The organism is Amycolatopsis sulphurea, assembly GCF_002564045.1.
GTDB classification, from domain to species: domain Bacteria; phylum Actinomycetota; class Actinomycetes; order Mycobacteriales; family Pseudonocardiaceae; genus Amycolatopsis; species Amycolatopsis sulphurea.
The window spans coordinates 949,156-974,194 of sequence record NZ_PDJK01000001.1 but is presented as its reverse complement, the minus strand read 5'-3'; the positions used below and the strand labels follow the sequence as shown (position 1 = coordinate 974,194).

Here is a 25,039-nt window from a genome sequence, read left to right as displayed (position 1 = left end):
CGACACCTCTCCCCGATCAAGCTCAAAGACCCGCCATACTTTGCGCGGTCTCAATGTCAACCTTCGCCTATGTGGTATTTGTCAAACACATTGTGTGTCGAACAGGTTGCAAAATTGTCAATTCTGACGCCGAGAGGGTTACACGCGGGTTACGTCGGGCGATCATCGAGAATATGGATCTCACCGAGTCACCGGTCGCCCGCTCCGACTCGGCGACCGACGCTGAACGCGCATTTGCCGAGGTGATGGCCGATATCACTGGTCGAGAGCGCGTGGCGGTCGACAGCAACTTCTTTGACGATCTCGGGGCCGACTCACTGCTGATGGCCCAGTTCTGCGCACGGGTACGCAAGCAGGCGGACCTTCCCTCGGTGTCGATAAAGGACATCTACAGGAATCCGACCATCGTCAGTCTCGTCTCGGCATTGGCCGAGAACCAGGACGTCCCTGCCGAAGCGCCTCCACCGGCTCCGACGGGGCCACCGCGGAGCGCCGGTACGCTGGAATACGTCGGCTGCGGGGTCCTGCAAGTCCTGGCCTTCCTGGCCTATTCTTTACTCGTAGCCGAGGTGCTCAGTGCGGGCACCGGCTGGGTCTCGGCAGGTAGCGGTCTGCTTGACTACTACTTGCGCTCGGCCGGCTTCGGCGCCGTGGTGCTGGTCATGCTGTGCACGCTTCCGATCGCGCTCAAATGGATACTCATCGGACGCTGGCGACCGCAGCAGATCCGCCTGTGGAGCCTGGCCTACGTCCGCTTCTGGGTGGTCAAGACATTGGTCCAGCGGAACCTGCTGGCCTTGTTGTTCGTCGGCTCCCCGCTCTACTCGCTGTACCTGCGGGCACTCGGCGCGAAGATCGGGCGAGGAGTGACGATCTTCTCGCACTTCGTCCCGGTGTGCACCGACCTGCTCACCATCGGCGACGGCACAGTGATCTGCAAGGACACCTACTTCACCACCTACCGCGCGCAGGCCGGGGTGATCCAGACCGGCGCGGTCACCGTCGGCGCCGACGCCTACATCGGCGAGATGTCCGTACTGGACATCGACACCCGGCTCGGCGACGGCGCCCAGCTCGGACACACCTCGTCCCTGCACGCCGGACAGGCCGTCCCGGACCGTCAGAGCTGGCACGGCTCACCGGCGGTGCCCGCCGAAGTGAACTACCGGCGGGTCGGACCGAGGGCCTGCGGCAGGTTCCGGCGGGCCATGTTCGCCGTGCGCCAGACACTGACCATGGTCCTGCTGCTGGGCCCACTGGTGTTCGGTCTGCTCGGCCTGTTGTTGACCGCGGCGCCGCAGCTCAGCCCGGTGCTGGGGCTGGGAACGGCCGCGCTGGACTTCAGCGACCCGGCGTTCTACGGCAAGGCCCTCATCGTCTCCTGGGTACTGTACTTCGGCCTGCGGCTGATCGGTTTCCTGCTCATGATCAGCCTTCCGCGTCTGCTCAACCTGGCCATCACCCCAGGCGAGGTCTATCGCCTCTACGGCTTCCGATACTCGGCACACCGCCTGATCAGAGTGCTCACCAATATGCGGTTCTTCAAGACCATCTTCGGTGACAGCTCGGCCATCGTGCATTACCTGAGCGCACTGGGCTGCCAGGTGTCCACGGCTGAGCAGACCGGCTCCAACTTCGGGTTGCAGGAAAAGTTCGAGAACCCCTTCCTGGTCTCGACCGGGGCCGGCACGATGATCGCTGACGGTTTGTCGATCATCAACGCCGAGTACACCAGCACCTCTTTTCGCCTGTCGCGGACGGCCATTGGGGCACGGAACTTCCTCGGCAACAACGTCGCCTACCCCGCCGGCGCCAGGACCGGAGAGAACTGCCTGCTGGCCACCAGGGTCCTGGTGCCCCTGGATGGTCCGGTGCGGGAAGGGGTGGGACTGCTCGGCTCGCCCAGCTTCGAGATCCCGCGCTCGGTGGAGCGCGACAGCCAGTTCGACCACCCGAGGACCCCGGCGGAGTTCCGGCGCAGGCTGGCCGCCAAGACCCGGCACAACGCGGCGTCCATGCTGCTCTACGCACTGCACCAATGGCTGTTCTTCTTCGGGCTGGTGCTGTTGACCTGGGTTTCGGCGGTCTACTACAACGCGGTCGGCGGACCGCTGCTCGCGGTCGGCTCGGTGGTCACGATCGTCTACGGAATCGTCTACTTCATAGCCGTGGAGCGGATAACGGTCCTGCTCAGGCCGCAGAACCCGCTGTCGTGCTCGATCTATGACCGGCGGTTCTGGCGGCACGAACGGTTTTGGAAAGCGGCCGCGACGACCGTGCACACGCAAGTACTCAGTGGCACTCCGCTCAAGGGCGTGGCGTGGCGACTTCTGGGAGCCAGGGTCGGCAAACGGTTGTTCGACGACGGCTGTGCCATGCATGAAAAAACGCTGGTGAGTATCGGTGATGATGTCACGCTCAACGCCGGCGCCAACATCCAGTGCCATTCGCAGGAGGACGGTGGCTTCAAGATGGACCGCATCACCATCGGTCACGGCTGCACCGTCGGTGTCGGCGCCTGGGTGCACTACGGCGTGACGATGGGCCCGGGTTCGGTCCTCGCCCCGGATTCCTTCCTCATGAAGGGTGAGGAGGTCCCCGACAACGCGCGATGGGGCGGGAACCCGGCGCGCCAGATTCGGGCCGATCACGACCAGTAGGGCCAGAAGCCCTGGTGGGACAACGACAAGTACGGGAAGGACGACCCCATGACAATCGGCCAGGGGGACGACCGCGAGCACTGGCGTCAAGTACTCACCGCTGGCGGCCGTACCATCATCCCCCGATGGACACTCACCCCTGTCGCCGGCGTCACCGAACGCCAGGCACCGATTCCCGTCGGGGTCATGGCCACAATCCGGCTGCTGGCAGAGCAACTTCGCGTGCCGCTGAGTTCGGTACTGCTGGCAGCGCACGCCAAGGTACTAGCCGCGCTGTCGAGTGAACACGAGGTGCGTACCGGCTACGTCACCGAGACCGGTGGCCTGCCACTGCCCTGCCGGCTCAGTACCGAATCCGCGTCCTGGCGCGAACTGATCGAGCACACCGGGCGGATCGAATCACAAATCCTGGCCTACCAGGATTTCGCCATCGACGATCTGCGTACCGAACTCGGCATCACCGAGCCGCTGTTCGACACGGTGTTCGACCCCACCGGCGCCGTAGGGCCGCTTGCCGGGGGCACGGTGCTGCGGGTGGGCGTTTCGGGCGAGCAACAGATGCTGCGGCTGCGCTACCGAACCGATGTGCTGGACTCGGACAGTGCCGACCGTGTCATCGGATACCACCTGAGCGCACTCACGCTGATCCACGCCGACATCGACGCGCGGCACAGCGGACAGAGTCTGCTCTCCGCCGGGGAATTACAGCTGCAGCTCGAAGGGCTGGCCGGGCCACGTGTGGAGTTACCGGATCTGCGCTGCCACGAACTGTTCCAACGCCGCGTCGCCGAACGCCCGGACGCCATCGCCGCCGTATGTGGCGAGCGACGATGGTCTTACCGGGAACTCAACGCCCGCGCCAACCTCCTGGCCAGGGCGCTGGTGGCGCGCGGGCTGCGTCGCGAAGGCGTCGTCGCGGTGGTGACCGAACGTGACCTGGACTGGCTGGCCGCCGTACTCGCCGTGTTCAAGGCCGGCGGCGTCTACCTGCCCATCGAACCGCACTTCCCTGCCGATCGCATCGAGGCCACCCTGCGCAGGGCCGGGTGTGAGCTGGTACTGACCGAACTGGGCAGTACGACCACCCTGCGCCGGGCCGTCGAATCGCTTCCCGAGGTCCGCACACTGTTCGTGGACGCCGCCTATGAGGAGGACCACGCCGACGGCGATCTCACCATCGCCGTCGACGCCGATCAGCTTGCCTACATCTACTTCACCTCGGGCTCCACGGGCGAGCCCAAGGGGGCGATGTGCGAACACGCCGGGATGATCAACCATCTCCACGCCAAGATCAACAGCCTCGGTGTCACCGGGGACGCGGTGGTAGCGCAGGTCGCTCCACAGTGCTTTGACATCTCGCTGTGGCAATTGGTTTCCGCCTTGCTGGTCGGCGGCACCACGCTGCTGATCGAGCAGGACGTGGTCCTGGATGTGGAGCGGTTCGTCGATCAGCTCATGCGGGACCGGGTCACCGTGTTACAGGTGGTGCCCTCCTACCTTGAGGTCGTACTGTCCTTTATGGAAAGCAACGCGGTCGCGTTGCCGGACCTGCGGTGCGTGTCGGTCACCGGTGAGGCGCTCAAGGCCGACCTGGCCCAACGCTGGTTCGCCACGATGCCGGGTATCACGCTGGTCAACGCCTACGGGCTCACCGAGACCTCGGACGACACCAACCACGAAGTGATGGACCACGCGCCGCAGCGGGAACGAGTGCCGCTGGGGCCACCGGTGCAGAACGTTCGCGTGTATATCGTCGACGAGCATCTCGCCCCGGTCCCGCTCGGCGCCCCCGGCGAGATCGTGTTCTCCGGGGTGTGCGTCGGCCGCGGCTACGTCAACGACCCCGAGCGCACCAGGCTGGCGTTCACGACCGACCCACACCGGCCGGGTGCCCGCCTCTACCGCAGCGGCGACCGCGGCCGCTGGCTGCCAGAGGGCAAGCTGGAGTTCCTCGGCCGGCGCGACTCCCAGGTCAAGATCCGCGGCTTCCGCATCGAAATCGGCGAGATCGAGAACATCCTGCTGCGGGTGCCCGGAGTGCGCGACGGCGCGGTGGTCGTAACCCAACGTGGCGGGCAGGGCGCGCGACTGGTCGCGTTCTACTCCGGCCGGCAGCCTCTTGACGTAGACCTGTTACGGGACGGCCTCGGCGCCGCGCTGCCCGAGTACATGATGCCCTCGGCCTTCCACTGGCGCGAACAGTTGCCGGTGACTGCCAACGGCAAGGTAGACAAGAAGAATCTCACCGCGCTGGCCACCGAACTCGACGCCATGGACGAGGACTACCCCGAACCCAGCACCCACACCGAGCGGTGGCTGGCTGATGCATGGGCCAGGGTGCTGGGCATCCAGCTCGGCCGGATCGGTCGCAGGGACCACTTTTTCGACCGGGGCGGTACCTCGCTGTCGGCGGTGAAGCTGGCGATCACCCTGCACCGCGCGGTCTCGCTCAAGGACGTCACCAAGCACCCGATCCTCGCCGATCTGGCCGCGCTGATCGACGGCAGGTCAGAACCACTGGCTTCGTCCTGAACCGCGGCAACCGAAGGGAATCACGATGTCGTCCTTGTCCAAGGCAACCCCGCACGAGATGGACCTGTGCCCCGGCCTGCCGGCATTGCTGCGGGTCGACGCCGCTGGCGATGCGGCCGGCTGGGCGAGTACACACCGGGACACGGTACGCGGGCTGGTCGCCGAACACGGCGCGGTACTGGTGCGCGGCCTCGGGCTCGCCGATCAGGCCACGGTCGCCGCGGTGTTCGGGAAGTTGACCGCCGATCTGATGACCGAGCGGGAAGCCTTCGCACCCCGCACGGCCTACCCCGACAGCGTGTACTCCTCGACGGCATGGCCACCGAACCAGCCGATGTGCATGCACCACGAACTGAGCTACACCCTGGAGTTCCCCAGGCTGATGCTGCTCGCGTGCCTCAGCCCGCCGACCGCCGGCGGGGCCACGGGAGTCTGCGACTCGCCCACCGTACTGGCCGCGCTGCCGGACGGCCTACGCGCACGGTTCGAGCGCGAGGGCTGGCTGCTCACCCGCAGCTTCAACGACGAGATCGGGGCATCGGTCACCGAGGTGTTCGGCACCGAGAACCGCACCGCGATCGAGGACTACTGCCATGCCAACGGGATCGAATTCGCATGGCAGCCGGGCGGCGATCTGCGCACCAGGCAACGCCGCAGCGCGATCGTCGGGCACCCGGTCACAGGCCAACGCTGCTGGTTCAACCAAATCGCCTTCCTCAACGAATGGACGCTGGCCCCCGAAGTGCACGAGTACCTGGTTGACATCTACGGCGCCGACGGGCTGCCGTTCAACACCAGGTTCGGCAACGGCGACCCGATCGGTGAGGACGTCGTGCAACTGCTCAACCAGGTGTACGAGGCCAACACCGTGCGCGAGCCGTGGCAGGCAGGAGACCTCATGCTTGTGGACAACATCCGTACCGCGCATAGCAGGGACGCTTTCGAAGGACCGCGGGAGGTACTCGTCGGGCTGGCCGACGCGGTACGTCTTTCCGACTGTTCCCCCACTGTCGAGGTGAAAACCAGATGACCGCAATCCCTTCCGCCGCCAACTCCGCGTCCGCCGAGCCGATCACCGTTCCACCATTCGCGGTGATCTCCGGTGCCCAAGTGCACCAGGCCTTGTCCGGACGCGAGAGCCAGATCGTCGAGTTGGTCGAGGACGCCTACCGAGTCCACGGCACCGGCGACTCCGTCAACCCACCCTCCTACTTCCTGCGCTTTCCCGGCCGCCCAGCCGACCGGATCATCGCCCTGCCCGCCTGCCTCGGCGGGCAAACCAACGTCGCCGGCCTGAAATGGATCTCCAGCTACCCGGGCAACGTGGCCGCCGGCATCCCCAGGGCATCGGCGGTGCTGATCCTCAACGACCCCGCGACCGGCTACCCCTTCGCGTGCCTGGAGAGTTCCATCATCAGCGCGACCAGGACGGCCGCATCCGCCGCGTTGGCCGCCGACTGGCTCAGCCGCGACCGGCAACGCCCCCGGCGCGTCGGATTCGTCGGCGTCGGCCTGATCGCCCGCTACATCCACACCTTCCTCGCCGGCACCGGCTGGACCTTCGACGAGATCGGCGTGCACGACCTGCGCCCGGACAGTGCCGCCGGCTTTCGCGGTTATCTTGAGCAGTCCGGGGTCACCGGCCAGATCAGCGTGCACGAGACCGCCGAAAACCTGATCCGCAGCAGCGACCTGGTCGTCTTCGCGACCATCGCCGGCCAGCCGCACGTACACGACCCATCATGGTTCGCACACAACCCCTTGGTACTGCACATCTCCCTGCGTGACCTGGCACCGGAGATCCTGGTGGCCTCAACCAACATCGTCGACGACATCGACCACTGCCTCAAGGCCGGCACGTCACCGCACCTGGTCGAACAGCGCACCGGCAACCGGGACTTCCTGCTCGGCACCCTGGACGACGTGATCTCCGCCCGGGTCACCCCACCAGCGGACCGGCCACTGATCTTCTCCCCCTTCGGGCTCGGCGTACTGGACCTGGCCGTGGGCACATTCGTCTACGATCAGGTGTCCCACGACGGTGGATTGCATATCATCGAGGACTTCTTCCACGACTTGCGCCGGTATGGCTGAGCGGCCGACCACCCATTGGCCCTGTGGCAGACGAGGAGATCACTGTGCCAGTCATCACCGTTCCCGAGTCGTTCAACGAGGACGATCTGTATGTCGACCTCCGATGGAGCCTCGGGTATTCCCTGTTTCTCAAATGCGAGGGCTTCAACTTCGCCGGCTCCATCAAGCTCAAGGCCGCGACCGAGATGGTGGACTCGGCCGAGCGTGACGGCCTGCTGCGGCCAGACTCGATCCTCGTCGAGTCCTCGTCGGGCAACCTCGGTGTCGCGCTGAGCATGATCGCGGCCAGTCGGGGGTACCGGTTCCTGTGTGTCACCGACTCGCGCTGCAACTTGGCGACGCGGCGGGCTATCGAGGCACTGGGCAACGAGGTACACATCATCACCGAACCCGACGCGGACGATGGTTTCCTCGGCGCGCGCATCGACCACGTGCGCGCGTTGTGTGCCTCTGACGATCGGTATGTGTGGCTCAACCAGTACAGCAACGCGAACAACTGGCGAGCACACTTTCACCGGACGGGGCCGGAGATCGCCGCCGCGTTCCCGAACCTGGACGTGTTGTTCATCGGTGCAGGCACCACGGGGACCCTGATGGGCTGTGCGCGGTACTTCCGGCAGTGGCGCCGGCCGGTGCGCGTCATCGCGATCGACAGTGCCGGCTCGGTTACCTTCGGCGGCCCCACCGGCCGCCGAATGCTGCCCGGCTTGGGTACCAGCGTACGCCCGCAGTTGCTCGACGAATCCTATGTGGACGAGGTTATTCTCGTGGAGGAGCCCGACGCGGTCCGTGCCTGTCATCGGTTGGCCCGCAACGGGTTTTTGTTCGGTGGCTCGACGGGGACGGTGGTCAGCGGGGCCACCGGCTGGCTGTCCACGCACGACGCGCACCACTTGACCGCCGTGGCCATCGCCCCCGACCTCGGTGAGCGCTACCTCGATACGATTTACCAGACCAATTGGCTACAAGGCATTTATGGTGAGAATGTGCTCACTGAACCGTCACGGGTTGGGGGCCACTTCCTTTCGTGAGAATGATGGTCACTGCGTCGAAGCGTTACCCGCCCGAGGTCCGTGAGAAGGCTGTCCGCCTGGCCCTGGATCGGCTGGACGAGTACGGATCTGCCTACGCTGTCGCGCAGGCCATCGGCCCAATGGTCCTTAGCCTGGATCCACCGATCGGGTTTCGTTGTGGATCTTTGATGTGTTGTTGATCTTGTTGTGTGGTTGGGGTGTGCGGAATCGGCTGGCTTGTCCAGCGTGTCCATGTGGTCTCCGGTCGGGCCTGGTGAGGCGGTGGTTGGTGGTGCTCAGGCGGCGGGTGGTGGGCGGGTTGCCGCGTCGTGCAGGCCGGCAAAGGCGTCGGCCCAGGGCCAGTAGCCGGGTAGGTGCAGGATTTCGCGGCCTTGAGGCCGGGCGAGGCGGGCGGGGACACAGACGAGGTGGCGGCGCAGGGTCGCACCTCGGGCTGTGGTGTGAAAGATGCTGGCGGTCGATCCGGTGGCGCGCAGCAGGTTGTGGCTGATCGCGGCGCAGACGGCCCAGGCGGCGTTGGCGTCGAAATGCCCGGAGGGCAAGTGTGCGAGGGGGCCGTCGATGAGGTCGGCGAAGGTGGTTTCGACGACGGCGTGGCGGCGGTGGGTGAGATCGGCTTCCACGGTGGACAGCGCGGTGTCGGTGAGAAACGCGTGGTAGCGCCAGACCGGGAACAGCACGTCGGTGTGGTTCTGGTCTTTCACTCGGCGTACCACCAGCCGCGCGGTGACCTCGTGGCTGGTCCCGGCGAACGCGGTGTAGACGGTTTCGGCGACCTCGGCATCGGAGATCAGCTTCCCGGTGTCGGGATCCTCGACCGCGCCGGGGTAGCGCACCGGGATCCACGCATCGTCGGGGATGGTCGCGATCGCGGCCTGGATCGCGCTGTTGCCGGTCACGGTGATGGAGAACCGGGCCGCGGCACGGCGAGCGGCGGACACGACGGTGCCGGCGTAGTAGGCCGAATCGGCCCGCACCAGGATCATTCCTCGTGCTCCGGACGCTTTCGCAGTGTTCAGGGCTTCGGCGAGCAGGCCGGCCGCGCCCCGCGCGGAGCCGGCGTTGCCGCCACGCAGCCGCATCGCGGCGATCAGCGGCGCCGCGAGCGGGGTGGAGATCGTCGCCACCAGCGGCGACAATCCGCGTAACAGCAGCGAGTAGCCACCGACCTTCGCCGGCCCGAACCGCGCGCCCCGTTTCTTCTTGCCGTACACACGCCGCAGCAGTGAATCAATGTCCACATAGGTCATCTGCTCCGCGCCTGCGAGCACCGGCGTCGTCATGGCGAGCGTGGCCAGCATCGCACGCAGGACCGCGGTCAACTGCAGGACGTGCCCGTGGGTGAACGACCGCAGAAACGATCCCAGCGTCGAGGGCGCGTACACCCCGCTGAACAGCCGTTTCATCCCGCCGTGGCGGATCACATCCAGATCATCGATACAGTCCGCGCCCGCCACCATCCCGGCCACGATCGCGGCGATCTTCCCGGCCGGATTCGCTCCGGTCGACGGGATCGGCGCGTTCGTGATCTCCACCTTCTCCGCGACCAGTTGCGACATCCCTGCCCGCTCGGCCAGCGCCATCACCGGCACCAACCCCGCGCACGACACGAGATTCTCCTCATCGAACCGGACGGACACCCGCGACCACCTATGCCACAATCTCACTGAAAATACCTTCCGCCACATGCGACTTGAGAACCTCAGAGACTCTCACTATCGCAGGCCAGAAGGCACTTTCACCTATTACACGCCGCCCCAGACGACAATCCATCGGCGGATCCAGGCTTAGTGGCCGGTTCGGAAGTCCTTCGGGGGTGGTCATGCCGCGTGTGGGGGCTCGATCGTGGACTCACCAAGACCCGGCTGATCCGCGCCGCCGGGCTGCGCTGGCCTGTCGAGGAAGGATTCGAGTTCGGCAAGGACTGCTTCGGCCTGGACCAGTCTCAGGTCAGGCTCTACACCGCGATCGCCCGGCACACCGTGCTCGTCTGCGCCGCTCTGGCGGTCTGCGCTGTCACCGCCGCACTGCTACGCGACCGCACCGACAGCCAAGCCCCCGAACCACGACACCCGGACCAGCTCCCACCCGCTGATCCCGGCCTGATCCCGCCCACCATCCCCGAAACCAAGCACCTGATCGCCGACCCGACCACCTGGACACGCAATCCACTGGATGAACTGGCGCCGCAAGCATCAAACACGATCACGCTGGTTCCATAAACGCACCAGACCCGCCCGCGACATCAAGAACACCCAGGTCAGCTAGCGAATGGCTGCTGCCGTACTAGGTAACTATTCACGTGGTCGGTGGGTCACGCGCGTAGCGGTGGCGGGCGATCGCCACCAGGGCCAGTAAGCAATTCAGCGAATCCACCAACTTTCATGGTCCAGCCTCCTTGCGGGGAAGATTTCTTGTGCCGTATGCGGATGTCTTTTATGGCGATTTCAATTCGCGCTTATTGCGAGTACGTCGGTATTGGTTTGATCTTAAAGAGTTGGGGCGCGAGTCCGTCGATGAGTTTGTCGAAATAGGCTTCGCCGACGTTGACCGGTCGCATACCTGCCCGGCTGAGAGCGGCCCAGGTGCGGTCACTGTGAATGGTGGGGGCTGTGTAATTAGGGTCGATGCCAGCCAGACGTCGTCCCACCGGCCCTAGACGCGCTAGAGGCGCGAGGGCAGTGTGGGTGGCGTGAGTGTTCAGAAGGTTTTCCCACTGTGCGGCGGGGACAGTGCGCAGGTGGAAACCGGCACGTTCCAGGGCGGCGGTGGCGTGGTCGAGGTGTTGTGGTTCGGGGTGGATGAGGTGGAAGGCGCGGCCCGCGGGAGGGTGGGTGGTGGCCAGGACAGCTTGCTGGCGGGCTACCTGGTCCACGGTCTCCATGGGTGTCGCCCACAGTCCGTCGGGTTTGGCGCGGAGTGCCACGGTGGCCAAGAGCAAGGGAGCCAGGAGGTCGCCGGAGATGGCCAGACCGGTGTCGGAACGGCCGGTGATCAGTCCCGGCCGGTACACGACGGGTGTGACGCCGCGTTCGTCGGCTCGCCGCAGTTCGCGTTCAGCGGCGACCTTGCTGCGAGGGTAGCCCAGCGGTCCTGCCGTGGTCATGGTCGGTGTGGTGGTTTCATCGACGGTCGTCATTCCGGCACGGCGCGCATCGATGAAGACCCCGAGGGTGGACACGAAGTGGAATGCGACAACGTGTCCGCGGCGTGCGGCGGCTGTCTCTGCCAACTTCAGGAGTTCCCGGGTTCCACCGACGTTGGCCGCTGCGAGTTCGCGGTAGCCGGCCGTGAGGTGCACCGCGGCGGCGCAGTGGTGGATCGCCGCAGTGTGGTCGGCCAGCTCATCCCAGTCTCGCCTGGTGAGCCCGAGAGAGGGGTGCTCGATGTCGACGCAGACGGGCACCAAGCGCTCGGGGTATTGCAGAGGGCCGAGCGCTGCGACCCGTTCCTGCAGGCGGCGCCGGGCCGCGCCGAGCCCTTCGGCGCGGATCAGACAGTACACGGTGGTGTCGGTGTGCTGCAGTAGCGCGGCTGCCAGGTGCGCTCCCAGGAATCCGGTCACTCCCGTCAAGACGACACCGCTCATGAGGTCTGCTCCTCACCCGACAGGATGTCCAGGAGATGTTGGGCCAGCGCGCGGACGGTGTTGCGCGCGGTGATGTCCTTGGGTGTCAGGCGGATGCCAAGTTCGGTTTCGATGCGGGTGCGCAGCTCGAGCGTGCCGAGTGAATCCAGGCCGTGCTGGTTGAACGGGCGGTCGGGATCCACGTTGCTGCGCACGATCATTCCCGCCTGTTCACCGAGGAACCGCCGGAGTCTGCCGGGCCGCTGCTCGGCGGGCAGCAACCGCAGCTCGCTGCGCAGACTCGGCGTGTCTCCTTGGCCCTCATCGTCCGCCGCAACGCATGCCTGGGCGAATGGGCTGCGTTCGGCCAGGCTGGTCAGCCAGGGTGAGTTGGTCGTGGGCAGGTAGCCGGTCCAGATCCGGGTGTGGCGCAACAGTTGGTCGAAGGCGAACACACCTTCCTCGGGCCGGATCATGTCTGTGCGGCCGTCGTGCTCCAGGGCGGCGCCGCGTCCGATGTCGGCCCAGGGGCCCCATGCGATCGTGGTGGCGGGGAGTCCTTGGGCGCGGCGCCAGTGGGTGAAGGCATCGACCCAACTGTTGGCGGCGGCGTAGGCGCCCTGGCCGGGGGACCCCAGCAGTGCAGCTGAGGAGGAGAAGGCGCAGAACCAGTCCAGCGGCTGGTCAAGGGTCGCGTGATGGAGGTGCCAGGCACCGTCGGCTTTCGCCGCCCAGTCCCGGTCGAGGAGGGCGTCGGTGATGTTGGGCAGGGTGGCGTCTTCGACAGTGGCGGCGGCGTGGAGCACGCCGCGCAGCCGCAGGCCGGTGCCAGTGGCGGTCTCCACGAGCTTGGTCGCAGTGGCGGGGTCGGCAATGTCGCCGCATTCCACCTGGACGTCGACTCCGTTGTCGTGCTGGATGCGGGCGATGGTCTTGCGGATGTGCTTGTCGGGTCGGGAGCGAGAAGTCAGTACGATCCGTCCGCAACCGCCCTGGGCGAGGTGGTCAGCGAGGGCTAGGCCCAAGCCGCCGAGCCCGCCAGTGATGAGGTAAGCGCCGTCGCGGCGGAAGACCGGGGACTGATGCGGTGGCACCACGGCGGTACTGCTGCCGGTGGCGGGAATCGTGAGCACCTGCTTTCCGGTGTGGCCAGCCGAGCTCATCGTTCGGATCACCGTGGCTGCTTCACTGAGCGGGTACGTGGCGACCGCGGGGGCGGGCAGGGCGCCGTCGGCGATCCTGCAATACACCGTCTGTAGCAGGGTGTGTATTCGGTCCGGATCGGTTTGGCCCATAAGAGCCAGATCGACATAGAAGAAGGCGAGGTTGCGGCGGAAGGGGAACAAGTCCAGCCGGTTGCCGGTGTAGACGTCCTTTTTCCCGAGCTCGACGAACCGTCCGCCGAAAGACAGCAGCCCTATGCCCGCGTGTTGGGCGGGGCCGGGCAGCGAGTTGAGGACAATGTCGACTCCGTATCCGTCGGTGTCCTGACGGATGAGATCGGCGAACTCAGTGGTCCGCGAGTCATACACGTGCTCTACGCCCATCCCACGCAGGAGGTCACGGCGCCGAGGACTACCGGCGGTGGCATAGATCTGCGCACCGGCGTGGCGGGCGACGGCGAGCGCGGCTTGGCCCACGCCCCCTGTGGCGGAATGAATCAGAACTCGATCCCCAGAGGCGATCCGGACGAGGTCGTGGAGGCTGTGCCAGGCAGTGGCGTAGGCGACCGGCACTGCGGCCGCCGCCTCCATGGTGAGCCCGCCCGGCACCGGGATAGCCATCTTGGCATCGCAGATCAGGAAGGTCCCCCAAGTTCCGCCGGATGGTGCGTACCCGCCGACCCTCTCGCCGACCCGGCGGTCGGTCACACCGTCGCCAACGGCGGTGACCACACCGGCGAACTCGAGGCCAAGGTCGGGCAGTGACGGTTCGAATGAGGAGTAGCGGCCGAGGGCGTTCAATACATCGGCGAAGTTGATGCCAGCAGCGCCGACCGCGATCTCGATCTCGCCGGGACCGGGCTCTCGGCGGCCGGTTGCAACGGGTTCCAGGGTCTCCACGTCGCCAGGATTGCGGATCTGCAGGGACATCCCGTCGCGGTCGTGGCGCACGGTGGTCAGCCGGCGTTCGTCGGGGCGCAGTGGGGCGGAGCGCAGGCGGGCGGCGTACCAGCACGAGCCCCGCCAGGCGGTCTCATCCTCATCGGATCCAGCCAGAAGCTCCTGCGCCACGCCGTCGGCGCGGACGGTGTCGTCGACATCGATCTGGGTGGGATGCAGGTGGGGATGCTCGGCACCGATCACGCGCAGCAGGCCGCGGAGGCCGGCCTGTTCGAGGTTCAGGGAGTCCTCGGCCAGGACATGCTGCGCGGTGCGGGTGACGACATACAGGCGAGGCGGGTCCGCGAGCTCCACCAGTTCCCCCGCGATCCACACCAGGCGTCGGACCTGTTCCCGGGCGCGGGCCGGGCATTCGGTGTCCGTGGCTTCGGGCGGGGGAATGATCACCACGACTCCGTCGTAGCCGCCGGAGCGCAAGCGATCCCCGAGCTGCGCAGCAAAAACCGCGTGATCCTCGGCCTGCGGCCACTCCAGGACGGTGCATCGTGCCCCGTGATGCTCCAGGGCCTGAGGCAGGCCACTCGCCAGAGAATCACGGGTTCCGGCTGGATCGAGGACAATCCAGGACGTCCCCGAGGGAGTTCCGGGGTTACGCAACCTCGGCGGTTGGTGCTTCTCCCATTCAACGGTGAGCAGCCGCTGGGCCAGTAGCTGCTCGTGTTTCTCGCTTTCCGCGCCCCGGGTTCCCAAGCGAAGCCCGCGCACGACCAGCAGCACCGCCCCGTATTCATCGACCACATCGAAGTCGGCTTCGATCGTCGTGCCATCCCAGGTCGCCACCCGGGCGTAACAGTAGCGTGCGTGACGGGCCGGCCCCCACAAGCGCACCCGGTCGACAGCCAGGGGCACCATCAGGCCGGGATCGGCGTCGCCACTGCGAAGCAGTGAGTAGGCCGTGACCGCTTGGATACAGGAGTCGAGTAGGACCGGATGCACTCCGTAGGAGCTGAGCTGATGGCGGATCTGAGCGGGGACCTTGACCTCCGCCAGCAACGTGGAGTTCTCATCAGCGGGTAAGGACACGGCGGAAAGCCCTGCCATTGCCGGACCAAACCGGATACGGCGTTCCGCGTCGAAGCGCTTGCGCAACTCGTCCCCGTCGGTGCGATTGGGGTGCGCGGCGAGCAGGTCAGGCACGTCCAGCGGCGGCGGTTCCGGCTCCTCATCCGTGGTCGCCTGCAGCGTAGCGCTGGCGCGCCGCGTGTGTTCGCCGTCCTCAGTGGTCTGCACGGTGAACCGCGCCGTTCCTGGTGCGTCCGCCACAGCGGTCGTGGTCACAGGAGTCTGTTCGCCCAGCAGCAGCATCTCCTCGAAACGAACCTCGCGGGCTGCTGAGGCACTCCCGAACACTTCCTGTGCCGCTGTGAGGGCCATCTCGCAGAAGGCTGCCCCGGGCAGGGCCGGCACGCCGTTGACCACATGGTCGGCCAACCACGGCAGCGTCGCGGTACCCACATCGCCGCACCAGGCATGCTGTTCGGGTTCCTCGGGCAGCCGGACGTGCGCCCCCAATAGGGGGTGGACCGCGACAGTGTGGGCCGAGCGCGTGTCGTTGGCCCGCCGCACGAGCAGTCGTTTGTGGGTCCACGTCGCCAAAGGTGCATCCACGAGCCGGCCCTGTGGATATAGCGCGGAAAAGTCCACAGCGGCTCCCGCTGTGTACAGGTCGGACAGGAAGTGGCGCAGTCCCTCCGGCAGCGCCTGCTCGCGGCGCATCGCCGCAACGGTCGCCACGGGCGCGTCAGTAATGGAGGCGGTTTGTTCGATGGCCCGCAGCAGCAGCGGGTGCGGGGCGAGTTCGGCGAAGACCCGGTACCCGTCCTCCAAGGCGGCCTGGACTGCCGCACCGAACCGCACCGGTTGGCGGAGGTTGTCAACCCAGTACGTGTTGTCGCAGGCAGGCTGCGTGCGGGCATCGTCCAGCGTCGCGGTGTAGAACGGAACTGTGGGCACGCCCGGTGTCAGGTCGGCCAGTTCCCCGGCCAGTTCCTCCAGGATCGAATCGACCTGGGGCGAGTGGGATGCCACGTCCACCGCGACCTCTCGCGCCGTCACCCCACGCTCGTCCCACGCGCGCACCAGGTCGCGCACGGCGCGGGCTTCCCCACCGATGACCGTGGACCGCGGGGACGCGAGCACGGAAACCACCACCTCGGCTCCGTTGGTGTGCGCCAATTCCTCCTGGACCTGTTGAGCGGGTAGCTCAACCGAGGCCATCGCACCCTTTCCGGCCAGCCGGGCGCACAACCGCGACCGGCGGCAGATCACCTTCACCCCATCCTCCAGGGACAAGGCACCCGCGACGACGATGGCGGCGATCTCACCGAGGGAATGCCCGATCACCGCCCCGGGCTCCACCCCAGAGGCCCGCATCGTGGCCGCCATGGCGACCTGCATCGCGAACAGCGTCGGCTGGACCCGGTCGATGCCGGTCACCATCTCGGGCACGGTCATAGCCTCGGTTACCGAGAACCCCGCCTCCGCGACGATCAACGGGTCGAGCTCCGCGATCCGCGAGGCGAAGACCGGTTCGGTGTTCAGCAGGTCCGCGCCCATCGCGGCCCACTGTGAGCCCTGCCCGGAAAACACCCACACGGGTCCCCGTCCGCTCCGATCCGCTGCGAGAGCGGTGCGGGTTTCGTCCTCGGCGACCGTGCGCAGGGCCTGCTCCAGCTCCCGCGAGGAGGAAGCCACAACAGCGGCGCGCACGGGCCGGTGCTCGCGACGCCTGGTCAGTGTGTAGGCCAGGTCGTACGGCGCCACGGTGTCCGCGTGCCGCGCCACCCAATCTGCCGTGCGTGCAGCGCTATGGCGTAGTTCTTCGGTGGAGGTGGCCGAAACCGGGAACAACAACGGTCCTGGAGTGACGCCGCGTTCCTCCGCGCTGTGGTCTCTGGTGCTGGCAGGGGCCTGTTCCAGGACAGCGTGCACATTGGTCCCCGACATGCCGAACGCGGACACCACGCCGCGCCGGATTCCTTCACCGCTCTGTGGCCAGCTGGCGCCCTCGGCCGGCACGAACAAGCCTGTCCGCACCTGCTGCAGGTCCTCGGGAAGTTCGGTGAAATGCAGGCTGGGTGGAATGAAGCCGTGCCACAGCGCGAGGACGGCCTTGACCAGGCCGACTGTGCCGGCCGCCGACTCGGTGTGCCCGAGGTTGGTCTTCACCGATCCCACTGCGCATGGACCGCCGTTGGTGGCATAGACGCGGGCCAGACTATGGAATTCGATCGGGTCTCCGACCGGGGTGCCCGTGCCGTGGGCCTCCACCATCCCGACGGAGTCCGGTGCCACGTCTCCTGCCGCCAGCGCGGCGCGGTAGACCGCGACCTGCGGTTCCACCGCAGGCATCGTGATCGTCTCCGACCGCCCGTCCTGGTTGGTCGCCGTACCGCGCACCACAGCCAGGATCCTGTCCCCATCCCGTTGCGCGTCGTCCAGCCGCTTCAGCGCCACCACGGCACAGCCCTCGGAGCGTACGAACCCGTCGGCGGCACTGTCGAACGCCCGGCAGCGGCCCGTGGGCGAAAGCATGCCCTGCGCCGATGCCGACGCGCTCACCTCGGGACGGAGCATGACCATACAACCACCGGCCAGAACCAGGTCGCTCTCGCCCTCGTGCAGGCTGCGGCACCCCAGATGAACACTGGTCAGGCCCGACGAGCACGCCGTGTCGACCGTCTGCGCCGGCCCGTGCAGCCCGAGCGCGTAGGCGATGCGCCCGGAGGCCATGCTGAATGCGGTTCCGCTAAGCCCGTACGGCCCATCTAGCGTCCCGGCACCGTAGGCGACCACGGTGTAATCGTCGTGCGCCACCCCCATGAACACCCCGCACAGCGACCCCGCCAACGACAGTGGGGGGATGCCCGCATGCTCCACCGCCTCCCAGGCGGTTTCCAGCAAGAGTCGGTGCTGGGGGTCCATCGCCGCCGCTTCCGGCTCTCCAATCCCGAAGAACGAGGCATCGAAACCGCTGATATCAGCCAGGAAGCCACCCCATCGCGACACCGACCGCCCCGGCACGCCACGCTCCGGGTCATAGTGTTCATACGCGTCCCAGCGCTCGGGAGGGATCTCGGTGATCAGATCATCTCCGCGCACCAGCGAGTGCCAGAAAGACTCCGGGGAGTCGATCCCACCCGGAAGCCGACAGCCGATCCCGATCACCGCGACTGGCACCTGCGTTGTCATGCCTGCTCTGGCCATGGCCCGTTCCCCTCTTCATTCCGCGATTGCAGTGCTGCGCAGCCATCTGGGCGACCGGTAGCGCAACACCCTCAACATCTTCGGTGGCAGCGGTGAACGCGAAACGCTCATGACACCCCCGGCAATCCACTGTCAGACCCTCGTGGGTCACCATCGCCGCACGCAGGCTCATCGAGAACTGGTGACATTGCCTCCACCCCCAACCCACTCCCCTGCCCAAGACCGAGTTTGCGCACCAGCCCACTAACAGCGCAAGAGACCGTGCCGTGCAGCGGAACTGAAATTCCGGCGACAAACCGCCGCGCCCATACCGCGACCACAGGGATACTTCCTCAAGCCCGTGGTCGATTTCGATGCCAAGAGCACGGAATTCGCGCTGGCGCATCTGTTCGACAGCACGAAATCGGTGTACTTGGCCGCTGCAGCTACCTGAGCGCAGCGATCAGGCGGCCGTGTACATCGCACTGGAGAATGACAAGAAGTACTTCCCGAACTTCGTGGTCCCGAACAACGATGGACGGCACTGGGCCGTGGAGGGCAAGTCCGATCGTGACACAGACCGCTTGGACGTCCTGTACCACTGCCCGGACGATCCCCAAAGGACTGATCCAAAACCTGCCCACGGCATACGACAGAGGCCCAAATCATAGATGTCGTGGTGAAGGTGCAACGTCCCTTTGCCGGAGGCTAGGTTCCCGCAAGCGGGCATCTTGGCATGAGTCGTCGGGGGTTCATGCGTTTTGCCCAGTCTCGGGAATGTGCGGCAACACGTTCATGCTCAGGGCTGATCCGGTATGGGAATGGAAGATCGAAGAGGCGGTTCATCTCCCGGCGTGGCGAAGCTGTGTTTTGCGAGATGGCCATGGTGTATCACATCTGTTCTACGAGGATGTGGAGGCGTGCTGGCGGCAGCATGTTCACGACCGCGACGCGCGGGGGTGCAGAAGGTGGCGAAGGCGGCGAGTATATGGACTTCGATCTGGGCGCGGCTGGGTCGGGGAGACGCTCTCGGGTTTGCCTGGGGCGGGCCCGTGATTACGGCCATCCGCGCCTCCCTGGGGCCGCGCCGGGCGGGGGCTCCCTGTGGCACCACCGGCGCCCGGCATGGGTGGCATAGCTGGTACCCCACAAGCTATGCCGGGCCATGCCGGGCTGGCAACGGTTGTCGCCTGGACAGCCCAACTGACCAGGGTGGACCGCCCCGGCTTTCGTGGAGACTTGATCGTTTTGTCTCACGCTGCCTGAGGTTGCTCGGGCAGGGTCCCGGCAAAGTCGGTCGAGGACCCGTGATCAGCAGAGTGCCGTGGCTGCCGCGTCATCATCGGCGGTGCCTGCCATCGTCGTCGATTTCGCCCGGCAGCGGGCGAAGCGGAGATGTTCGAGATGCGCGACCACCTCGTGGTGTGCGCCGGACCTGTCTCGGGTCTGCGCAGGGCCCTCACACCGACTTTGCCGACACCCTGGGCTGCTCGGGTGTGTCGCGCCAGTAGTCCTGTTCGAACTCCAACGGCGGGCGATGCCCGCACCACGAGCGCAACCTCTCGTTATTGAGGTGATCAAGCAGCCTGAATAACGTTCAGGGCATCCGGTCGCACGCCCATCTGGTATTCAGGGATGGGAATTGAAGGCACCCCGCCAAAACTATTTGTCGAACCCGATGGGTTGCGGATTGTGGCGAGCGAGAGTCATGCGGTTTTGGATTGCCGAGTAAGGCCACGGGTAATATTTGGAGGTCTGCGGCTGTGCGCGCCCCCTCGTGAGCTGACGACGGCGACCACCGCTGCGGAAGCACGGTTGCCAGTTGTGCACACGCTGCGCCGATTCCGGGCACTGGGCCTGACCCGTTTTGACGGACATCCGAGATCAGGGGGCTGACGCCCTCGGGAAGGATGTTCCATCATGGAGACCATGGGCAGAAAGAAGCCTCGGCCTCGTCGTTCGTTCACGCCTGAGTTCAAGGCCGAGATCGTCGGGCTGTGCCAGCGAGGCGACCGGTCGATCGGGCAGGTCGCGAAGGATTTCGACTTGACCGAGACCGGTGTGCGGGAGTGGATCGCGCAGGCCGTGCGTGACGCGGGGACCCGCGCCGACGGCGGGCTGAGCAGCGACGAGCGGGCAGAGCTGGCCCGGTTGCGGCGGGAGAACCGCCGCCTGTCCGAGGACGTGGAGATCCTCAAACGGGCCACGGCATTCTTCGCGAAGGAGACCCGGTGAACGTGTACCCGTTCATCGAGGCGGACAACGCCGGCAGCGACGGCAACGTCAAACGCGCATGCGAACTGGGCCCGCCATCCACGGTCACGTAACCGTAGGGCGCCCGGCTACCTTGGTGACGGCCTTCGTCGACCACCTGCGTATCCATCGCCGACCGCACCCGCGCTTGCACATGCCGACGCTCCGACTCCGACATGCCCACCCAGCTCCGGCGCCCACAGATCCACCCCGTAAGCCTCAAAACGCGGAGCGATCAATGAGAATTGATCACCAAACCAGCACCGAGTACCTTCACCCACCACCACGGCATTCCAGTCCCGGCGCGGATTGGCCAGCTCCGCAAGCAACCGAGAAGCCTCCGGCCGCCGGTCCCACGGCACCGACCGTGAAAAACCCACATCAAAGAACTCCGCCACGACCTCCCCACCCAGCGGTTCCACCGACTTCCGGGCGTTACCGAGCAGCCCCACGCACTCGGCGACCTGCGTTGGGAAGCTGCCAGCGGACGCGAACTCGGCATCGTCCACCAGGACGAAGGCATGAAGCAGCCGCAGTCGAACAGCTGACGGCCAGCCGCGAAGCCCCTCCGGGACGGAGGGGACGACAGGCGGGAAGGCGCCACGCTCCGCTGTCTGGGCTGGGCAGCGCTGGGAGCAGGCAACCTCGCCGAAGCCCTCGCGTATGCCCGGCAGGCCCGGGAGATTCTCGATCAGGCACGCGCCCCACACGGCCTGGCCTGCGCCGAAGTCCTGCTCGGCGACATCCACCTCACCCTCGGCGACCCCGCGACCGGACGCACACACCTGGACCGCGGTGTCGCCTACCTCGACACCTCGGGCGACCCTCGGCGGCGCGGAAAGTCCCTACTCAGCCTCGGCCACCACCTGACCGCAGCCGGCGACCTGCCAGCCACCCCCACAGCATGGGAAAACGCATGGGCGGACCTGACCCGAATCGGCGCACACGAGGCAGCAACGGTCCGTGCGTCGCTGAACGAGTGAGCAGTGCACCTCGCGCACGAGCCCGAGCGACCGGTGGGGCCGGCCTTGCCTCGAACTGGGCGGCGCCGAAACGCTTGCCGAGGAGCCGCCCAGACTGCTGCACGAACAGATGCCCGGGACAAACCGCCGGCTCTACGTTCGGGACCCGGCTGATTGCCCTTCTCAATCAACACCGAGCCGACACCACCGCCGGAGACCGGCCACCCATCACCCGGCTGACCATCCTCCCTGGACACCACACGTGACGGAGGGATGCGCGGGTGAGTCGCCGGCCAGGGCCACGTCGGTGTTCACGGCAGGAAATAGGGGCGGTTGTGCGCGGCGACCGGCGCGGACTGGTAGGTCCACACCCCAGCCGCCGGTGTCTGTCCGATCAGGGTGCCGAGGTCGCCGCAGACCGGCGCGCCGGGGTCGGTGACGCGCAGCTCGACGCGGTCGGCGGTGCCGGCGTCGAGCAAGTGCAGCTGGTAGGGGTGGTAGACGTTCATCGGCCCGGCGAGCAGGCGTCCCTCGGCCGTGGTGCCGTAGCCGGTGATCGGCGTGGTGTTCACCGGTTCCGCGGTCAGTCCGTCGAGCCGGGCGGTGAAGCCGAACAGTTCGGTCTCCTCGCCCAGGCAGCTGACCTGCCAGGTCTGCGACCGCGGCCCGTTGAGTGAGGGCATGGCCACCGCGAACCGGGCGGGGTATTTCGGCTCGGCGTACAGTTTCCTCCCGGCGTCGATGGCGACCGGGTTGTCGCACAGCACGTGGATGCGGCCGATACCGAGGAGCTTGGTCTGGTCGACACCCCGCGCGTAGTCCATATAGGACAATGGGCCGAGCCGGCGCTCCTCGCCGCGGGGCAGGCCGACGATGTTGATCTCGATCTCCTGGGTGATACCGGAACCGTTGGCGTACTGGGCGAAGTACAGCTGAAAGTTCACCGAGACACAGGCCCGCCCGTCGAACTCCGCCGCCATCAGCCGCGGATGAGCGCGCGCGAGAACCTCCCGGACCGGACCGGGTTCCACCAGGTAGTCGATGCCGACGTGGTGCAGTGCCCCGTAGTGGAAGGGAAGCAGGAACGGTTCGGCGATGGGCGGCCAGGACAGCGGCTCGGTCGTCAACGGAGGGCCTCCTTGGCCACGGTGACACAGGTGCGGGTGGCGAGCAGTTCACGATCGAGATGTTCGGCACTGCGCAGTGCGAGCGCGGCCATGGTCAGCGACGGGTTCGAGGTGCCCAGTGAGGGCATGCTGCCGCAGCCCACCGCGTACAGGTTGGGGTGATCCCAGCACTGCTGCCATTGGTTGACCACGGAATCATGCGGTGAGCCGCCCATGATGTGGGTGCCCCCACCGTGCCCCGCTCCCCAGTAGCAGAAGGACTGCCCCTCGAACTCCAGGTAGCCCGGCATGCTCGCGACCGGCCGGTACTCGGTGTGGTCCTCCGCGTCCAGCAGGGCGAAGAGTTGATCGGAGACCTGTTTCGCCGCGACCATGCCGCGTTTGACGTGGTCGGAGAGCCGGTAGTGCAGCGCGGGGCGGGGATTGCCCAGGCGATCGCGGTGATCGGGGGCGAGGGTCACCCGGTTGGCGGGGTCGGCCTCCTGCTCGATCTCGAACTGCAGCATGAACCGGCGGCCGATCCGGTCGGCCAGCACCTGGCGAAGCCGCTTGCCGAACACGTTCTGGCGCAGCAGGTCCGCGACATCCCGGTCGGGCGGGCCCAGCGCCCAGTTCCAGCCCCAGTTGCCGATCTCGACCCGAAACGGCGCGCGGCGACGGCGCGCCGGGCCGAACCGGAAACCCTCGATACCCGAGGTCGACCCCGGGCCCCGATACGGGCCGATCGGCTCGCGCGTCAGGCCCCAGGTCAGCAGCGCCGGGTGGTCCATCAGGTTACGCCCGACCTGATCGCTGCGGGTGGCCAGACCGGAGACGAGCAGCAGTTTGGCGTTCTCGATCGCGTGCGCGGCCAGCACCACCATGTCCGCCTCGACGGTGTGGCTGGTGTGCTCGCCACCGGTGTCGTCCCGGTAGAGCTGATAACAGATCTCGCTGATGCGGCCGGTGCTGGTGGCGCGCAACCGGTTGACCACGGCACGGGTGCGCAAGGTGACCGTCGCCGGCCAGCGGGCCTGGGTTTTCATCGGCGTGTACTTGGCCTGCTCGGGGCAGATCGGCACGCAGCTGGCATACCCGGCACAGCGGTGCCCGTCCGGCCGGTACCCGCGCCCGTGATCGTAGGCCGGGTTGGGCGGACCGTTGCGCGCCTGCGGCGTGCCCACCACACTCAGCTCGGTCGGCTGACCCTGGTAGGGATCCCGTGCGTGGTTTCCGTCCACGGCTTCCGCGAGGACCGCGTCGAGATAGCTGCGCGGGAGGCCGTGCATCGGAAACACGTAGTCCTCGGGGAAAGGCAGGCCGACTGCCCTGCGCTGCTCCTCGACATCGGCCGCGACTCCGATTTCCCCCTCCGCCAAGCGGTAATACGGTTCCAGGTCGGCATAGCCGATCGGCCAGTTCCGGCCGTGCCCGAACTCCCCGGCGCGGAAATCCTCGGGGTGCATCCGCAGGGCCAGACCGGTCCACGCGTTGCCGCTGCCACCGTTGACCCGCAGATACGGGCTCGCGTAGGGCAGGGCACCCCGCTGGAGCAGATAGCCGTGCGCTTGAAACCCATCGCGACCGCCGGTCAGGTCCAGCACATCCGGTGAGGGCGCCGCGGCGGTGGTGCGATATGGGGCGGTCGGTGTCTTGACCACGGCGGTGTGGAAGGCACGTACCGCATCCTGGTGATCCTGCCAGGCGTCACGCGTACCCGCACCGGCTTCCAGCACCAGCACCCGCCATCCCCGCTCGCCCAGTGCCTTCGCGACCAGCGAGCCGGCGAAACCAGCGCCGACCACGACCACGTCGTAGCGCTGCGGTCCCTTCACGTGGGCATCGCCCGCCTCGGCGGGCGGGCCCAGCTACCGAAACCGGGCGCGACGGTACCGGGAGGAGCTCCGTGAAACGTCTTCCACACCAAGCCCTGCGCATAGGACCGGGGCGACGCGACATACGCCTCCGCGGACTGCGGCAACCCCGGCCAGACACCCACGTACCACAGGTGCGTCACCGCCCGCGCGAGATCCAGCAGATGCGGGTCGTCCACGGCCGGTGGATCACCGTCGGCCTCCAGCACGGTCACGACCAGCCGGCGATAGCGTCTTTCGGCGACTTCCGCCACGACGAGATCGTGGTACCCCTCGGCCATGCCGGTCGCCTGCAGCTCACCGGGATCAAAACCGGTCAGCCGGGACGAGACCCGGACGAACTCGTCCACCACCGAGACATCTTGCACAGCGACAGCTTTGGGGAACAGGCAGGTTCGCGGCAAACCGGTCGACGAGCGCACACCGGCCGCCTCCCGAACCGGCAGTGATCAACCGACGGCGTCAACCGCCGTCCGAATGGACGGCCTTGCCGCATCCGGGCGTCCGTGAGCCGCGGGCGTGGCACCCCTGCCCGGCACGCCCGCCGCCGATGCCTGCCATCGTGACCCGACACTGCGCCGACTCCGTGAAACGGCGTGGTACACCACACATTCGTCAACGTCCCGCTCTTCCCGCAGAACGCGGGTC

General features: G+C 66.8%; 13 protein-coding genes and 1 pseudogene. 7 read left to right on the top strand and 7 right to left on the bottom strand.

The window, feature by feature from the left end; genetic code table 11:
• Nucleotides 1–53 precede the first annotated feature (53 nt).
• The 5 genes from ATK36_RS04410 to sbnA are packed head-to-tail and all read left to right on the top strand — an operon-like array spanning nucleotide 54 to nucleotide 8,317.
• Nucleotides 54–2,660: a Pls/PosA family non-ribosomal peptide synthetase gene (locus tag ATK36_RS04410; protein ID WP_245914312.1), complete on the top strand. Its 2,607-nt coding sequence runs from the start codon at nucleotides 54–56 to the stop codon at nucleotides 2,658–2,660.
• Nucleotides 2,661–2,708: 48 nt separating this feature from the next.
• A complete protein-coding gene (locus ATK36_RS04405; protein WP_098509929.1) occupies nucleotides 2,709–5,192 on the top strand; it encodes a non-ribosomal peptide synthetase in 2,484 nt (827 codons plus the stop codon).
• Between the two features lie 25 nt (nucleotides 5,193–5,217).
• Entirely contained in the window at nucleotides 5,218–6,222 is a 1,005-nt protein-coding gene (locus ATK36_RS04400) for a TauD/TfdA family dioxygenase (RefSeq protein ID WP_098509928.1), read from the top strand.
• Nucleotides 6,219–7,286 (top strand): 2,3-diaminopropionate biosynthesis protein SbnB, encoded by a 1,068-nt coding sequence (sbnB, locus tag ATK36_RS04395; RefSeq protein ID WP_098509927.1) that lies wholly within the window; start codon nucleotides 6,219–6,221, stop codon nucleotides 7,284–7,286. Before ATK36_RS04400 ends, sbnB begins: the two co-directional genes overlap by 4 nt.
• A 44-nt stretch (nucleotides 7,287–7,330) precedes the next feature.
• Complete coding sequence (gene sbnA / locus ATK36_RS04390) at nucleotides 7,331–8,317, top strand: 2,3-diaminopropionate biosynthesis protein SbnA (RefSeq protein WP_098510334.1); 987 nt, start codon at nucleotides 7,331–7,333, stop codon at nucleotides 8,315–8,317.
• Between the two features lie 278 nt (nucleotides 8,318–8,595).
• Here sbnA and ATK36_RS04385 read toward each other — a convergent pair whose 3' ends face one another.
• Entirely contained in the window at nucleotides 8,596–9,987 is a 1,392-nt protein-coding gene (locus ATK36_RS04385) for an IS1380 family transposase (RefSeq protein WP_098509926.1), read from the bottom strand.
• Between the two features lie 183 nt (nucleotides 9,988–10,170).
• Between ATK36_RS04385 and ATK36_RS04380 the strand changes: the two are divergent.
• Nucleotides 10,171–10,588, top strand: a pseudogene (locus tag ATK36_RS04380) (IS701 family transposase); the annotation flags it as partial.
• Nucleotides 10,589–10,778: 190 nt separating this feature from the next.
• Here ATK36_RS04380 and ATK36_RS04375 read toward each other — a convergent pair.
• A complete protein-coding gene (locus ATK36_RS04375) occupies nucleotides 10,779–11,909 on the bottom strand; it encodes an SDR family oxidoreductase (protein ID WP_098509925.1) in 1,131 nt (376 codons plus the stop codon).
• Nucleotides 11,906–18,202, bottom strand: coding sequence for a sulfolipid-1 biosynthesis phthioceranic/hydroxyphthioceranic acid synthase (gene pks2 / locus ATK36_RS04370; protein WP_098509924.1), 6,297 nt, complete (start codon nucleotides 18,200–18,202; stop codon nucleotides 11,906–11,908). Before pks2 ends, ATK36_RS04375 begins: the two co-directional genes overlap by 4 nt.
• Before the next feature lie 1,923 nt (nucleotides 18,203–20,125).
• Between pks2 and ATK36_RS04365 the strand changes: the two genes are divergently transcribed.
• Entirely contained in the window at nucleotides 20,126–20,431 is a 306-nt protein-coding gene (locus ATK36_RS04365; RefSeq protein ID WP_170069594.1) for a transposase, read from the top strand.
• Between the two features lie 107 nt (nucleotides 20,432–20,538).
• On the opposite strand, the gene ATK36_RS33260 is transcribed toward ATK36_RS04365, so the two are convergent.
• The 4 genes from ATK36_RS33260 to ATK36_RS04345 all read right to left on the bottom strand — a co-directional run bounded on the left by ATK36_RS33260 (nucleotide 20,539) and on the right by ATK36_RS04345 (nucleotide 24,759).
• Nucleotides 20,539–21,198 (bottom strand): recombinase family protein, encoded by a 660-nt coding sequence (locus ATK36_RS33260; RefSeq protein WP_245914308.1) that lies wholly within the window; start codon nucleotides 21,196–21,198, stop codon nucleotides 20,539–20,541.
• Nucleotides 21,199–21,722: 524 nt separating this feature from the next.
• Nucleotides 21,723–22,538: a hypothetical protein gene (locus ATK36_RS04355; RefSeq protein ID WP_098509922.1), complete on the bottom strand. Its 816-nt coding sequence runs from the start codon at nucleotides 22,536–22,538 to the stop codon at nucleotides 21,723–21,725.
• On the bottom strand, nucleotides 22,535–24,352 hold the full coding sequence (locus tag ATK36_RS34170) for a GMC family oxidoreductase (RefSeq protein WP_098509921.1): 1,818 nt from the start codon (nucleotides 24,350–24,352) through the stop codon (nucleotides 22,535–22,537). The genes ATK36_RS04355 and ATK36_RS34170 overlap by 4 nt, the downstream gene beginning before the upstream one ends.
• Complete coding sequence (locus ATK36_RS04345) at nucleotides 24,349–24,759, bottom strand: hypothetical protein (protein ID WP_141544365.1); 411 nt, start codon at nucleotides 24,757–24,759, stop codon at nucleotides 24,349–24,351. The genes ATK36_RS34170 and ATK36_RS04345 overlap by 4 nt, the downstream gene beginning before the upstream one ends.
• Between the last annotated feature and the right edge of the window lie 280 nt (nucleotides 24,760–25,039).